Below are 14,912 nucleotides of genomic sequence, written 5' to 3' on the forward strand. Positions count from 1 at the left end.
GACGACTCCGGTGTTGTGACCTGGCTAGATCGCCGAGTCAGCAAGATCCAGAGGATGCTGTGCGCTTGACGGGGGCAGGGGCGTGAAGATCGCCAGCAGGCCGCGGGCCAGACCGAGCTGGCCCGCCGCTCTCACTGGAGGATGGCCGGGGACGGATTCCCCGTATAGACCTGCGAGCAGCGGGGCTTCTTCGGGTCGGATGGGCAGCGGAGCCCCTGGTAGAAGCTCAGCGTGTTCGCCAGGGGGGCATAGCCGCTCGGGACCTGGAGCTTCGACACCGAGCCGAAGTAGGCGAGGCACGCGTCGCGCCACCAGCGCGCCTCGTAGTGCTGGATCTCAAGGAAGTCGCTCACGTCACCGAAGCGCTTGCCATCGATACGGCCCTCGACGGACTTCCATGTCTCTCGCATGACCCCCACCTCATCGACGCCCTGGCTGTAACGATGGACGAGCTCCTCCCAGACCGTCCTCCCCGACTTCAGCTTGTCTTGCCAGCCGACGCGGTGGAAGAAGAGCACGAGATCGTCCGGAACCGTGTCCCGGCTCCCAAACGTCTGTCCCACCTGCGCGGCGTACTGGGCAACAGCGTTGCTGCCCGCCGAGGTGCGGTTGAAGCCGATGCTGTTCGCGTCCGCCTTGTGATAGTACACCGGGTTCCACTCGGCGCGGCTCAGGCTGTTCAGCCACGGCCCCGGCCCGTAGTGATGGTCGTTGCCCATGATGTGGACAAGGCCGAGGGGCGTCATGTAGTCGACAAGCGCCTCGCGTGACTCCATCATGATCTGAACGACCGGCTCGACGACGACGGGGTCGTTCGAGAAGGTCTGCCGGACCCACTCCTCTGCGATGGCCTCCGAGGAGAGGTCCGGGTTCCACGCCAGGCGCCCGAACACGTACCAGTTCGCCTGGTTCATCTGCGATCCAGTCCAGTTCGTGTCGTCACCGACGTTGGCGACGCCCGAGATCGCGGTGGTCGTGTACTTGTGGAGGGTGCCGTCGATGACCCGCGCCACGGTCGAGCCCTCGCCGCCCGCGTAGGTGTCCGCCTTGAGGACCTCCTCGTAGAGCGGGCCGAGGTAGGCGAGGTGCGTGTCCTCGCCGAGGTACTCCTTCGTGATCTGGAGCTCGAGGGCGAGGGGCGTCTTCGGCATGGCCCCGAACAGCGGATGGAACGGCTCCCGGGGCTGGAAATCGAGCGGGCCGTTCTTGGCCTGCACGAGGACGTTGCTCTTGAATTTGCCGTCCAGAGGCTTGAACTCCTCGTAGGCCTGCTTGATGCGGTCCGGGGGGCTGGTGTCGGAGTAGACGAAGGCGCGCCATATCACGATGCCGTCATGCGGCGCGAGGGCGTCGGCGAGCATGTTGGCGCCGTCGGCGTGGGTCCGCCCGTAGTCTTGCGGCCCTGGCTGCCCCTCGGAGTTCGCCTTCACAAGGAAACCACCGAAGTCGGGGATCTGCTGGTAGATCTCGTTGACCTTGTTCGTCCACCATTGCTTGACGCTGGCGTTGGTCGGATCGGCCGTGCTCAGGTTGCCGATCTCGACCGGCGCGCTGAATCGCGCCGTGAGGTAGACCTTGATGCCATAAGGGCGGAAGACGTCGGCGAGCGCCTTGACCTTCGTGAGGTACGATGGCGTCAGGACCTGCGCGTTGGCGTTCACGTTGGTCAGCACCGTCCCGTTGATGCCGATGGAGGCGTTGGCCCTCGCGTAGTCCTTGTAACGGGGAGAGAGCGTGCCGGGCAGCGCGCTCCAGTCCCAGATGGATCGGCCCGCGTAGCCGCGCTCCACGCTGCGATCGAGGTTGTCCCAGTGGTTCAGGATGCGATGGCCGATCTTCGGAGAGCCGGTGAGCGACAGCCTGTCGAGGGCGCTGTGGCTCTGGACGTGCCGGAGGAGCGCGAAGGTGCCATAGAGCACGCCGACCTCGGTGTTGCCTGCCACGGCGATCACCGGCTGGCCTCCGACGTCGGCGGCCTCGACGAGGTAGCCCTCGGGGCCCAGGGCGCCGAGGCGCGCTGCGAGCGGCAGGCCCTTGATGACGTCCGCTGTGGCCGTCCCGATCACCACGGCGCCCGGTCCGTCGACGGCCGCGCCGGTCCCGACGGTTCCGCCCGTCAAGCCGCTCAGCCCTTTGACGAGCTCGGCCTCGGCGATGTCGAGGCTCGCGCCGGTCCCCGATTTGACCACGCGCTTGAAGGCCGCCTGGTACTCCGCGAGGCGCCCCGGAATCGGCACCTTCGGGTACCTGAGCCAGAGGTCTGCGCCCGTCTCGTCCGGCAGGGCGCCCGGCGCGGGGTACTCCTCGTCGGAGCCCGACATGCCGCCCGTGCTCCCGGTCGATCCTGTCGTGTCCACGCCGCCCTGGCCGACCGATGCGCCGCCGCCTGTGCCGCTGTTCGCGCCGCTGCTCGCGCCGCCGCCCGTGCCGGTGGCCCCGCTGGGGCTCCCCGCCGCGCTGGAGCCGCCGCTGCCGGTCACCTCGTTCGGCTCATCGGTGCCGCTCGAGGAGCAAGCGCCCGCGAGCGCCGCGCTCAAGAGCCCGACGACGAGGAGCGGTACCCTCAGGATCTTCATCGAATGAGCCCGTCTGGTGGGCGGTCGACCCGCGCGACGTGGCATCTTGTTTTCCGAAGGAGGCGCCATCTGAATCAGCCTTTCCATGGAGGGTGGCTTGGGAAGGAGAGTGAACAAACCGATTCGCGGATCTCGAGGGTGAACCTCGACGCCCGTCAAGGGCTAAACGCGCCGTGCAAGACTGCAACGCACCGCGGCTCCGCCATGCCTTGCTCACCTCGTCAGAGGTCGCTTCTTGTGCCGTCGTGCGCGAAGTGTTCAGCGCTCCTGCATTTCTGGCGGGGTCCGAGCAAAAAACGTCAGGAATGCGGACTGAAGCTGCCAATAACCGCGATCGAGGCGCCTTCCACTGGGAATGGTGAGCAGCCGTGGTTCCGCCCGAACTTCGGCTCGAGCTTCGGCAACCGGGTGACGTCCTTGCCGTTCGATCATCAGAGCGACGGGGCGCGCGCGCCGCCGCCGAGGCCGAGGCGTGCGGGGTGGCGGTGCGCACGTCGTACCTCGAGGGCCTCGCCGAGGCCCTCCCGCTGCCCGACGCGAGCGTCGACCTCGCCACGTGCCAGACGGTCCTGATGCACGTCGCCGACCCGCTGCGGGTGCTGCGCGAGATGCGCCGTGTCCTGCGCCCCGGCGGCCTTTTGCTGGCGGTCGAGCCGAACAACTTCGCCGAGAAGGCCACCGCCCTGGTCACCGCGCCCGGCCTGTCGCGCGCCGACCGGCTCTCGCTGCTCGAGCTCGAGGCAACCTGCCAGGACGGCAAGCGCGCGCTGGGACAGGGGGACAGCTCCGTGGGCGAGCGGCTGCCAGGGCTCTTCCGCGAGGCAGGGCTCGGCGATCTCCACGTGTGCCAGTCGGACAAGTGCGCCGCGCTGATCCCGCCGTACGAGACGCCCGCGGAGCGCGCGGAGCTGCGCCAGATGCTGGCGTGGATCGACGGCGGCATCTGGCTCGGAACGGGCGGCACCCGCGACCAGGCCCACGCCTGGTATCTGGCCGGCGGCGGCGATCCGGCGCAGTTCGAGCGGCTGTGGGCGATCGCCATGCAGGAGGCCCGCGCGTGGAAGCAGGCCGCGCTCGCGCGCACGCACGGCGGCGCGCACGGGGTGACGTTCTACCTGGTGTCGGGGCGCAAGCCGGCGTGACGCCCCGCCTCGGAACGGCGTAACTCGACGCTGGCGCGCGCCCAGGCAGCCTGAGCGGCAACAGCATGGTCCGGCCCGGTGTGCGGGGGACGTGAACCATGTCGTCTCTGGGCGCCGCTGTCATCACATCGCCGGACTCAGCGTTCGAGAGAGAGCGCTGCCCGGAGCGCTCGCTCCTTGCAGCTGCGCTTCATGGTTGCTCTTGCTTTCTCAGGGTGCCCCGCCCCATCGCGGGGTATCCGTATGTGAGTAGCTGTCCGACGAACACCGTGGTTGCCAGGCATGGGGTCGGCAAGGTTCGCGAGGTGTTCATGATCAGGTGCACGCTGGCCGGGAATATTGAGCTCTACCAATTGAACGAGGGTTCGCAGGCGTCTCGTTGGTGCACGTATCCACCTTGAGCAGAAGCCCGCGACTCAGACGTTCTGATCATGGAGAACCTTATGCGTACCACTCGCTTGCTTGGCTGCATCTCCGCTTCGTTCGCGCTCGGTCTGTTTGCGTGCGCCGTGGAGCCGATCGAGGAAGAGGATCTCGACACGCTGGACGGCGCCCTGGACAGCGCTGACGGCTCGATGTCGGCGGATATCGCGATTCAGTCGGACTGGGGGAACGGCTACTGCGCGAACGTGAGGGTGACGAACAAGTCCCGCTCCCCGGCCACCACCGGCTGGAACGTGGGCGTCCGGCTCAACGGCTCGACGCTGGCCAATGCGTGGAACGTGACCTCCGTATCCTCGAACGGGCAGTTCACCGCCACGAACGTGACCCACAACGCAGCGATCAAGGAGAAAGGTTGGGTGGAGTGGGGGTTCTGCGCAAACGGCAGCGGGCGGCCCGCGGTCGCGTCGGTCACCGGCAGCGGAGGCACGATCGTCGGCACGGGCGCGTCCTCCTCGTCGAGCAGCAGCGCGAGCTCGTCATCGAGCAGCAGCTCGTCATCGAGCAGCAGCTCGTCATCGAGCAGCAGCTCGTCGTCGAGCAGCAGCAGCACGGGGGCGGGTGGGGCAGGCGGCTCGGGCGGTGCGGGCGGCTCCGGTGCGGGCGGCTCCGGCGGCTCCGGCGGGTCGGGCGGCTCCGGCGGGTCGGGCGGGAGCACGGGCGCGGTCGAAGACAGCGGCGCGAGCTGCCCCAAGCCGACGTTGCCCGCCGCCTCGTCTCTCCCGGTGTTCGACACGCATCACGATCCGTTCCTGAGCTTGAGCGGTTCACGCATCACGAAGAAGTCGGAGTGGGCGTGCCGGCGCGCGGAGATCAAGTCGCAGGTCGAGACGTATGAGTCCGGATCGAAGCCGGTGGTGTCCAAGGACAATGTCACGGGGCAGTTCTCGGCGAACAGGCTGACGGTCAACGTCAACGATGCAGGGAAGAGCGCCTCCTTCTCCATCAACATCAGCCGGCCTTCCGGCGCGCCTGCTGGTCCGATCCCGCTCGTCATCGGCATCGGCGGTTCGAATCTGGACAACAGCGTGTTCACCCAGAACGGCGTCGCGATGGCGACCTTCGACAACAACGCGATGGGCGCGCAGAACGGCGGCGGCTCGCGCGGGACGGGCACGTTCTACAACCTCTACGGCAGCAACCACTCGGCCAGCTCGATGATCGCGTGGGCCTGGGGCGTGAGCCGGATCATCGACGCGCTGGAGAAGACCCCGGGGGCCAACATCGACCCGAAGCGCATCGCGGTGACGGGTTGCTCGCGCAACGGCAAGGGCGCGCTCACGGCCGGCGCGTTCGACGAGCGCATCGTGCTGACGATCCCCCAGGAGTCGGGCGCCGGCGGCTCGGCGAGCTGGCGCGTCTCGCAGGCGGGCGCCAACGCCGGGGAGAACGTGCAGACCCTGTCCAGCGCGGCCAGCGAGCAGCCGTGGTTCCGCGCGAACTTCGGCTCGACCTTCGGCAACCGGGTGACGTCCTTGCCCTTCGACCATCACATGGTCATGGGGCTCGTCGCGCCGCGCGCGCTGCTCGTCATCGACAACAGGATCGACTGGCTCGGCATCAACAGCACCTTCACGGCGGGGTCCATCGCCCAGCAGATCTGGAAGGGGCTCGGGGTGCCGGACAAGATGGGTTACTGGCAGACCGCCGCCCATGCCCACTGCGCGTTCCCGTCCTCGCAGAGGGCGGCCCTCGATGCGTACGTGAAGAAGTTCCTCGTCGGCGGCGGCACCGCGGACACCAACCTGCTCAAGGGCGACGGGGCGACGGCCGATCTGAACAGGTGGATGAAGTGGACGGCGCCGACCCTCCAGTAGCCGCTCGGGGCGAAGGGGCGCCTCGCAAGGGGCGCCCCGACCGGCACCCGCCCCGGCGGCGGTGATCGCATGCTCGACCGCGATGGCGCAAGCCGAGGGCTACTTCACGAGCTGGCAGGCGTTCGAGCCGACCAACCCCGAGATTGTCCAGAACGGGGGAGACATCGCCGCGGTGGGGTGGGCAGAGCGGGGCGACTACGACGACGTGATCATCAGCAACACCCTGGCCGGGGTCCCCACGGGGCTCGAGACCAGGGGGGTGGGGCCTGGCGACGCTGGACCCTGCGCTCGATTGGATCAGCAGCAACGGCTATGCGCTCGATTACCTGTTGATGGACATCGAGGGGGACACCCAGACGCAATACGACCTGCTCCTGGACAACGTCGACCGCGTTCGAACCGACCCAGACGCGGATATCTCGGAGGCCTATGTGGGCAACTATGGCTACTACCCTGGGATGAGCGTCGATACGTCCGGCGCGTGGCCCTGGAATGTCGGTGAGCAGTTCAAGATTGATCGAGAGAATATCTACACTACGTCGGGCATCAATGTCGCGATGCCGGTGGCGTACAACTCGAGCCAATCGGCGTTCCATGTCGCCTCCTCGATCAATGGCGTGCCTTATGTCGGCGGAACGGCGCCCACCCAGATCTCCGCGATCTTCTGGCAGGGGCTCGAGACGGTGAGCGTGGCGGCGCGCCACCTTCCTGCTGGTGATTTGTTGATTCCCTATATCGCGGACTTCGTCAACAAACCCAACTATGGTGTGCCTCAGTCGCAGGTCCTCCGTAACCGCCCACCCATCGCCATGGGCGCGACCCCTTGCGGCTCTCACCGGGGTCGACGATGCTGGGCGCGGGGCGGCGCCTACTGATGGTCCGGGCAGACGCGGGCGGACACGAGAGGGCCGGCGAGGAGCTCTCCCCCCGGACCAGCGACGCCCCCACCGGCGGCCGTGGGCGCCCTCGACGACGCCGATAACCCCGCCTCCCCCCCGCCTCCCCCCGCTTCCCCCCGGCGATCGTTCGTCGACGCCCCCGCGGGGTCGGGTTGCCGGTCTCCGCGCGATGGCAGAAAATGCTGCTAGGTTGTCCTTTCAGACAGCCTCCGGGGGAGCCATCCTGCCCGGGTCAGGCGCCCTGGACGGCGCCGCAGGGCAGCGCTCCTCCGCGTCGGAGGGCGGCCCATTCCACAACGATCGAGAGGACCCCCCATGAACCAGCAGGATGAGGGCAAGCGCGAGATCGCCGCCGATCCGAGCGCTACCCGCAAGCTCCAGATCGGCATCTTCGTGTGCCCAGGCTATTTCCCGGCCGATATCATCGGTCTGCACACCGCGCTCGGTGTCATGCCGAACGCCGAGGTGCACCTCGTCTGGAAGAACAAGGATCCGATCACGGGCTTCCCGACGTTCCCGACGCGGGCCACCTCCACGTTCAGCGAGTGCCCGCGGGATCTCGACGTCCTCAACATCGGGGCGGTCCCCCCGGAGATCCTGGAGGACGACGAGTCGATCGCGTTCATCGCCGATCGTGGCAGCCGCGCCAGGTGGGTGACCAGCGTGTGCGCCGGCTCGCTCGTGCTGGGGGCCGCCGGGCTGCTCCGGGGCTACCGCGCCACGTCGAACTTCCACGTCGTCGATCTTCTGGAGCACTTCGGCGCCACGCCGGTCCGGGGAGGACGCGTGGTGGAGGACCGGAACCGCCTCACGGCCGGGCCGCTCGTCGGGAGCATCGAGATCGCCTTGCGCTTGATCCACGATCTGTACGGCGAGGAGGACGCCAGGGAGTCCGAGTTCCAGATGGAGTATGATCCGCACCCGCCCTACCGCACCGGCAGCCCGGACCTGGCCGGTCCGGAGCTCACCGCGAGGGTCCTCGCGAGGTCCGAGCCCATGATCGAGATGGCGCGCAATGCCGTCCAGCGGTTCGTCGCCCGACGACAGGCCGCCTGAGCAGCGGAAATCGGGCACGATGTCGCCGCGCGGAAGGACGGCCCTCGTTCGGTCACCCCGCCGGGAGGTCGGCGCTCGGTCCGGCACGCGGCTGATTGCCATGGTCGGGTTCGAGGGCGCGGCGGCGATCGACATCGTCGGGCCGCTCGAGGTGTTCAACGCCGCGACGCTCGTCCAGGCGGAGCGCGTCCCCGGACGTCCGCCGGCCTATCGCGTGGAGCTCCTCTCGGTGGATGGAGGCGTGGTCGGCAGCGGGCAAGGGCCGAAGCTGGTCGCCGATCGATCGATCGCGGACGCGACCTCGGGCATCGATACGGTGCTGGTCGCGGGCGGCTTCGACATGGACGCAGCCATGCGCGACGCGCGGCTCCTCGGCTGGCTCTCCGCCATGAAGCCCAGGGTCCGGCGCATCGGCTCGGTCTGCGCGGGCGCGCTGCTCCTCGCCGCGGCAGGGCTCCTCGACGGGCACCGTGCCACCACGCACTGGCGCGCGGCCAGCCGGCTCGCCCAGGAGTTCCCCGCCGTGGAGGTCGAGCCGGACGCCATCTTCGTCCGTTCCGGCGGCATCTGTACCTCGGCCGGCGCTACCGCTGGCATGGACCTCGCGCTCGCGCTCGTGGAAGAGGACCTGGGCCACGAGGTCGCGCTCGCCGCCGCCCGGCTCCTGGTGATGTTCCTGAAGCGCCCCGGCGGGCAGTCGCAATTCAGTCAGCCCCTCTCCGCGCAGACCGGCCTCACCGGCCGACTCGGGGACGCGGTGGACTGGATCGCCAACCATCTCTCCGCGGACCTGCGCGTCGAGGCGCTCGCGGCGAGGGCGGGTATGAGCCCGCGGACCTTCGCTCGCGTCTTCGCCGCGGAGGTGGGGGCCACGCCGGCAAAGTTCGTGGAGACCTGCCGGCTCGAGCAAGCGCGCGCCCACCTGGAGATGGGGAGCGCGACCATGAACGAGATCGCGCACGCCTCCGGCTTCGGCTCGGAGGAGCGGATGCGACGGGCCTTTCAGCGGGTCCTCCGGGTGACGCCGGAGGACTACGCCAGGCGATTCTCCCGTCGGGCTGGTCGCCGAGGGGCGCTTGAGTGACCTGGAGGCGTCATGACCCGGAAATCATCGATCATCGCCGGGAAGCTCATCCTATCCGCTGTCGCGGTGTTCACCGGTGCAGCGCCGGTTCTCGCCGATTGGAATTCCACGCACATCCATAATCCGAACTGGCCGCCCCACGCGAAGTTCCACAATGCGCAAACGATCGTCTTGGGAGCGGTAGCGGCGGTGCTGGCCGTCTGGTTTCTATGGAGGCCAGGGCGAGATGACAGGCTCAGGGTCGACGTAGGATCGATTTTCTCCGTACTCTACTGGGTTTGCCTCGTTCCGAGCATCCTGTTCCCTGGAACCGCCTTTCACGATCCGAGCCACGGCGGATACGCGCGAATGCCCGTCGTCCTTGGAATGGATCTCAACCAGGCCCATGGCGGCTTGTTTTTCATCTCCATCGTCTTCATCGCGAACCGGCTCGTGCGTAGAGCGATGTGACGCCCGAGGACATTTGCGGGTATGAGGAGCCGGTCCTTCGCCGGATCCCGCGGGGCCCGGGCGCCAGCTCAGCCGCACCCTTCCGGCCCGCAGTAACCGCCCACCCATCGCCATGGGCGCGACCCCTTGCGGCTCTCACCGGGGTCGACGATGCTGGGCGCGGGGCGGCGCCTACCGATGGTCCGGGAAGACGCGGGCGGACACGAGAGGGCCGGCGAGGTGCTCTCCCCCCGGACCCCCGGCGGCGAGGATTGAGGTTCGCGTCGTTCAGGACGCGTCGGCGTCGTCAGCGGCCGGAGCCGCCAGCGACGCTCGCGCCCACGCGTCGGGCAGCAGCTCGTCCAGCCGTTCGCGCGACCAGCCTGCCTGCAGCTTGCCGATCACGTCCGTCGCCCAGGCGAGCGGGTTGACTCCGTGCATCCGGCACGAGCCAAATACGGTGTAGCCGACGGCGAGGCGTTCAGCTCCCTTGTCCGAGCCTGCGAACAAGTAGTTCTTCCTTCCAAGCGCCACACATCTTATCCGCCGTTCGACTTCGCCGTTGTCGATCTCGAAGCGCCCGTCCGTGAAGCAGCGCCGCCACGCTGCCTCCTGGTTGATGGCGTACAGCGTTGCGACGTATAGCGGCGTACTTGGCACGAGCCGCAGGTGCAGCTCGTGAATCCACTTGTAGAGCTCCTCGAGGACGGGGAGCGACAGCTCCTGCCGGCGCGTCAGGCGTGCCTCCGCGGACAGCGCCTCCGCTTTGCAGGCAGCTTCGATGCGGTAGATGGCCTTGAAGTACGCAAGCGCTACAGCGGCTCGCGCGTCGCCGCCCTTCGCCGCCTTCTCGAACTTCGCACGGATATGCATTCCACAGCCGAGCCGGCGCTCCTCGGGCACGATCACCTCGCCACCGTCGTCTCCGCGCAACATCGCGCCGTACCCTGCGTAGCCATCGCCCTGCAGGTAGCCCGTGAAGCCCTGCAGCTGGGCAGCCGGATGCTTCGCCCTCCAGTCCGGTGCGTACAGGAACGCGACGAGCTCAGCCCCGACGAAGGCCCAGATATGACCTCGCCTCACCCCTGCGGGATGATCCTGATCCAGTACGTGCATCCCCGTGTCGTCGGCGCGCACGTAGCACGAGCCCAGCACGCGCTCCTGGATCCTCTTGGCCACAGGGGCAAGCACATCGAGCGCGAACGCCGACCACTCTCCCAGCGTCGACGGCGACAGCGACACGCCGAAGCGAGCGTACTGCTGCGCCTGCCGGTAGAGCGGCATCGCGTCCTCGAACTTCTCGACGATGATGCTCGCGAGCAGCCCCGGCCCCGGGCGACCCCGATCCATCACCTTCTCGCTGTCCGCCGTCGTAACCCCCTGCTCGGGACAGCGCGGACAGGCGAGCTTCTCCCTCTGTTCCTCGATGACCTGGAACTGCGCAGGGACGAACTCGAGAACTTCGCTCGTACGGTGACCGATGCACTTCCTATCCGCGCCGCACTGCGGGCACTTCCGCTCGGCTTCGGGGACGGGCACAACGCGCGTCTCGCGCGGCAGGTGTGCGGGAAGCGGCGCGCGCCCACGCCGTCCTCGCGGCGGCTTCGGCGGCTCAGGAGGTTGCGGCACCAGCCCCTGCTCCGGCTGCGCAGGAGCCTCCGCGCCGGGCTCTGACGAGGGTGTGGAATCAGTGGCCCCCTGCGGCGTCTGGGCGCCGAGCTCGGCGAACAGCAGCATCAGCTGCTCGGTAGAGACCTTTTGGCTCTTGCGGCCGTACAGCTCACGCAGCGCGCTCGCGAGCCTCGCCGACAGCGCGGTATTCTTGTCGCGCGGCTGAACCAGAAGCCCGATCACCAGCTCGATGAGCGCCGGGACCTGCCCGTCGGCCGCGAGCTGCTCGAGCTTGCGCCGCACATCCGCCAGGTCGGCGGGGAGCTGGGCTTGGGACGGAGGGGAACTGGTCACGTCGCGCGCTGGATAGCTATCCCGCGCGCATCCATCAAGCGTTGCTTCGACGCGTCGAAGTTTCTCACGCCGGGCCTCCAGCGCTTGCGCCGTACGGCCTGCGACAGGTCGATGCCTTCGAGCATCAGCGACAGCTCGGCCGCCTCGACCTCGATGTGGGTCGCTCCCTTGGGCAGGTCACGGGCGAGGTAGAATCGGTCGCGGGCGAGTTTCTTGGCAAATATGGCGTATCCGGTGCGGTCCCAAAACAAGACACGGATCTGGTCGCCTCGCCGATTCCTGAACACGAACAGATGTCCACAGAGCGGGTCGGCTCCGAAGCGCTGCTCGACCAGCGACGACAGGCCGTCAAAGCTCTTCCTCAGGTCAGCCGGCTCCGCCGCCACGTAAACGCGCACCGACGGCGGCAGCGTCAGCACGGCGCCTCCTCGGCCGCCAGCGCCAGCACGCGCTCGAGCGTGGCGGGGTCGAAGCCCGGCCGAACGCGAACCACCCGCCCGTTGGGCAGCGCGATCTCGATCGGCTCGGCCGCGGCCGGCGATGCGTCGGCCACTACGTGCACCGGCAGGAACCGCGGCGGCTCGGTCGACGACGACGGCGAGGGCTGCGAGGGTCCGTCAGCCCGCAGCTTCCAGCGCCACCAGTACAGCTGCTTCGCCTTGTATCCCTCGCGCCGCGCGAACTTCTCGGCGCTCAACCCGCTCCGCTCCCATCGCTCCACCCGCTCGGCCCACTCCACCCTCGTCGCCATCGCTTCCTCCTTCGTCGCGATGGCAACAGGTAACCGGCGCCGCACGGACGGCCACGATGGCGTTGGTCGGGCGGTTACGGTCCTCCTGCCGACGGACAACGTCGCGCAAGTCCAGCATTACCGGCTCCGCGGGGCTGACGGATTCAGGATGTGGGAGGTCAACGTCAACCAGACGGGGGCAACCACCTACTACTATCAGACGTATGGCAACGTCGTCGCCGCGACGCTCGCGTTCACTGCCGACATGGCTGACGCGTGGCGGGCGCTGGACGGCGTGTTCGCGCGGGACGGCGAGCTGCGCACCCTCAACCTGGCGACCAACAAGAACGCCGGCATCGAGTGGTCCGGTGTTCAGAGAGGGGGCCGCGTCGATGTGCTGGTGAGCAACATGAACACCACCACGCAGCACGCCGACTGGTCTCATGTGGCGGCGTTGCCCTCCCGGTCGCCGGACGTCGCTTACCACGACCACGTGCGCCTTCAGTATGAGGCCTGCACCATGGATCGCGAGGACTACGAGCAGCACGTCTTTGGCAACGCGATGAACAACCAAGGCGCGAACAGCTGGTCGGGGGCGAACCCGGACAAGTTCGCGATCGGCTCGCCGCCGGGAAGCGGGAATGACTCCGAGCAGAGCATCGTCTCCACGGGCGGCTACAACGGCAAGGTAGCCTGGTCCGCGTTCGATGGTCCGAGCTTCAACAGCACGGACAAGGTCGTCTACTCGGGTCTCATCTACAATGCCATCTCAGGCGTCGCGTTCGAGCCGATCAACGTGGCCGGCGGGAGCCCGACGGGCTACGCACTCCCTGCCTACCAGGGGCCGACCGTCTCCATGGCCTGGGGGGCGCTGCGTCTTCGTTCTGGCTATGACGGCGGAGATGTCTATCAAGCCGTCAACATCCCCGCCACGATGGGCAAATGGCTGGAGGTGAAGATGGTCGTCAACCCCACTGTGGGCACCGGTCTTGGCTCGCTGTACGTCCGCAATGTGACGGACGGGCAGAAGGACTTCACGCGCGTCGTCTTCGACAATATCAATACGACCGGCGTGACCGAGCGGGTGCTGGTTGTCCCGCTGCTCATGGGCGTGAACAAGAACCCCTCCAATTTCAACGGGTTCATCGTGGCGGCCTACGGCGACAGCAACGCCGTGGATGACCTCTCGATGGGGTACTACGTGCCGCAGCTGAATGACAATTTCGACCATTATCAGTCTGGCGTCGCCATGGATAGTCAAGTCGTTCCGCAGCTGGTGTGGAAGGGTCCGGCCTCCGGCGGGCCAGGGCAGCTCACGGCTTCTGCGCCGTACGGTACGGGCAACACCTCGACGCTCGCGGTTCGTCCGACGGGGGCGAGCGCGGCCAGCGCCTGGTGGGAGACCGAGCTGACCGACCACGACGCGAGCGACCTGACGGTCTATTCCGGCCAGCTGTACGGCACCACAGGTGTCTACTTTGCTCCTGTCAACACGGTCGCCAGCGCGAGCAACGGCCTCACCCCGAACAACTACGTCGGGTTCCTTGTGCAGTTCGAGCAGGGGCAGCTGCGCCTCCGGGGGTCGCGGGACAGCGGCGAGCTGTACAAGGCGACCAACTTCGCGCCGGCTTCGGGCAAGTGGTACGAACTTCAGGTGCAGGTCGACCCGAGCCGCGACATCGACGGCGTCGCGGGCGGTGACTTCGGCGCTGCGCGTGTCTGGGTGAAGAACCTGACGGACAACACCGCTCCGGTCCTCGTCGATTTTGACAAGATGTCCACGACCGGCGTCGTGGAGTCATTGCTGGAGGTGCCGCTGTTCTTGAACGCGACGACCCGGAACCCGTCCAAGTGGAACGGGTGGGAGGTCGGCGGTATCAACTCGAGTGTTCAGGTGGATAACCTGCGTTCGGCGTTGTACCCGTATCTCGATTTCGTTGGTCGAAACCAGTATATCGCCGATTGAGGGCCCGTCAGGGCGGCCCGGAGCGCCGTGAGCCCTAGGCGCTCGCGCGGGCCCCTCCCTGGCCCGGGCGCCCTCCGCTCAGCCGCTGTCCGAGGAGGTGCTTCGCGCGCTCCGCGAGCCGCAGCTCCTCCTGCCGGACCTCGCTGAAGAAGGAGGCGAGCTCTTGATCCCCCTCCTTCTTCGCATCCTGGATGTACTGTGAGTGGGTCTCCGCGCCCTTGAGCACATGGTAGAGCACGCTGACCAGGTTGTAGTCCTTGTCGGGGACCACGCTGCTCTCGCTGCGGCCCTCCTGTAGGCCAGCGCCCTGCTGCCCCTGTGCGCCCATTCCCTGCTTCTGCTCGGTCGCCATATCAAACCTCCTCGACTCCCCCTACCGGGGCCGGGCAATGCAAGCGGGAGACCGCGCAGCGGGGAGCCCCTGTGTGGAGGGTTCTGCGCGAGCGGCGCGGTCACTCCACCCCGCCCGTCGCGTTCTGCTACAGCGGGCAGACGCTCGCGCAGGATCGCACCACCCTGGGCGAGCGCGGCCCCTCACGCGGAGAAGGCCGCGGGCGCGCTCGACGCAGCCCGCGCCAGGCCATCGCAACAGGCACCGCTCAGCTCGCAGGACACGCTCCCCGGGGCGCCTGCCAGGCTGATCCTGGCGGGCTCACAGAAGGCTCCTCCTCTCCCGCATTCCCCTCGCGACCGCGCGTCGCCAGCGTTGTTCTCTCCGCTCTGGTCGGATCTTCCGGCGTGTCGGCGGCTGCCGAGACTGCCCATCGTGGACATGTGGTGATCGCCCCCACGGCAGCGAGAACTCGG

General features: G+C 67.9%; 12 protein-coding genes and 1 pseudogene. 8 read left to right on the forward strand and 5 right to left on the reverse strand.

Features of this window, described 5'->3' with window-relative positions; genetic code table 11:
* Window positions 1-131: 131 nt before the first annotated feature.
* Window positions 132-2,576 (reverse strand): alpha-glucuronidase family glycosyl hydrolase, encoded by a 2,445-nt coding sequence (locus tag WME73_RS05650; protein WP_437744489.1) that lies wholly within the window; start codon window positions 2,574-2,576, stop codon window positions 132-134.
* Window positions 2,577-2,944: 368 nt separating this feature from the next.
* Here WME73_RS05650 and WME73_RS05655 point away from each other — a divergent pair, with 368 nt between their 5' ends.
* The 7 genes and pseudogenes from WME73_RS05655 (at window position 2,945) to WME73_RS05685 (ending at window position 9,465) form a co-directional block, all read left to right on the forward strand.
* Window positions 2,945-3,718, forward strand: coding sequence for a class I SAM-dependent methyltransferase (locus tag WME73_RS05655; protein WP_437915000.1), 774 nt, complete (start codon window positions 2,945-2,947; stop codon window positions 3,716-3,718).
* 575 nt (window positions 3,719-4,293) lie between these two features.
* Window positions 4,294-4,518: pseudogene (locus WME73_RS05660) on the forward strand (cellulose binding domain-containing protein); the annotation flags it as partial.
* Between the two features lie 366 nt (window positions 4,519-4,884).
* The gene (locus tag WME73_RS05665) at window positions 4,885-5,976 is read left to right on the forward strand and encodes a glucuronyl esterase domain-containing protein (protein ID WP_437747947.1); all 1,092 of its coding nucleotides are present in this window, start codon (window positions 4,885-4,887) and stop codon (window positions 5,974-5,976) included.
* Window positions 5,977-6,305: 329 nt separating this feature from the next.
* Entirely contained in the window at window positions 6,306-6,851 is a 546-nt protein-coding gene (locus tag WME73_RS05670) for a hypothetical protein (protein WP_437915001.1), read from the forward strand.
* A gap of 339 nt (window positions 6,852-7,190) precedes the next feature.
* On the forward strand, window positions 7,191-7,931 hold the full coding sequence (locus WME73_RS05675; RefSeq protein ID WP_437915002.1) for a DJ-1/PfpI family protein: 741 nt from the start codon (window positions 7,191-7,193) through the stop codon (window positions 7,929-7,931).
* 100 nt (window positions 7,932-8,031) lie between these two features.
* Window positions 8,032-9,015 (forward strand): GlxA family transcriptional regulator, encoded by a 984-nt coding sequence (locus tag WME73_RS05680; protein ID WP_437915003.1) that lies wholly within the window; start codon window positions 8,032-8,034, stop codon window positions 9,013-9,015.
* 12 nt (window positions 9,016-9,027) lie between these two features.
* The gene (locus WME73_RS05685) at window positions 9,028-9,465 is read left to right on the forward strand and encodes a DUF6640 family protein (RefSeq protein ID WP_437915004.1); all 438 of its coding nucleotides are present in this window, start codon (window positions 9,028-9,030) and stop codon (window positions 9,463-9,465) included.
* 267 nt (window positions 9,466-9,732) lie between these two features.
* Here WME73_RS05685 and tnpC read toward each other — a convergent pair whose 3' ends face one another.
* From tnpC to tnpA, 3 genes are read right to left on the reverse strand one after another with little or no spacing between them, the layout of a single operon-like run.
* A complete protein-coding gene (gene tnpC, locus WME73_RS05690; RefSeq protein WP_437915005.1) occupies window positions 9,733-11,409 on the reverse strand; it encodes an IS66 family transposase in 1,677 nt (558 codons plus the stop codon).
* A complete protein-coding gene (gene tnpB / locus WME73_RS05695) occupies window positions 11,406-11,828 on the reverse strand; it encodes an IS66 family insertion sequence element accessory protein TnpB (protein WP_437915006.1) in 423 nt (140 codons plus the stop codon). Before tnpB ends, tnpC begins: the two co-directional genes overlap by 4 nt.
* Entirely contained in the window at window positions 11,822-12,160 is a 339-nt protein-coding gene (gene tnpA, locus WME73_RS05700; RefSeq protein ID WP_437915007.1) for an IS66 family insertion sequence element accessory protein TnpA, read from the reverse strand. The genes tnpB and tnpA overlap by 7 nt, the downstream gene beginning before the upstream one ends.
* A gap of 148 nt (window positions 12,161-12,308) precedes the next feature.
* Here tnpA and WME73_RS05705 point away from each other — a divergent pair, with 148 nt between their 5' ends.
* On the forward strand, window positions 12,309-14,105 hold the full coding sequence (locus WME73_RS05705) for a hypothetical protein (protein ID WP_437915008.1): 1,797 nt from the start codon (window positions 12,309-12,311) through the stop codon (window positions 14,103-14,105).
* A gap of 34 nt (window positions 14,106-14,139) precedes the next feature.
* Here the strand turns inward: WME73_RS05705 and WME73_RS05710 are convergent, their stop codons facing one another.
* Window positions 14,140-14,457, reverse strand: coding sequence for a hypothetical protein (locus tag WME73_RS05710; protein ID WP_437744492.1), 318 nt, complete (start codon window positions 14,455-14,457; stop codon window positions 14,140-14,142).
* Window positions 14,458-14,912: the final 455 nt, after the last annotated feature.

Source organism: Sorangium sp. So ce302 (assembly GCF_051530145.1).
In the GTDB taxonomy this organism is placed as follows: domain Bacteria; phylum Myxococcota_A; class Polyangia; order Polyangiales; family Polyangiaceae; genus Sorangium; species Sorangium cellulosum_B.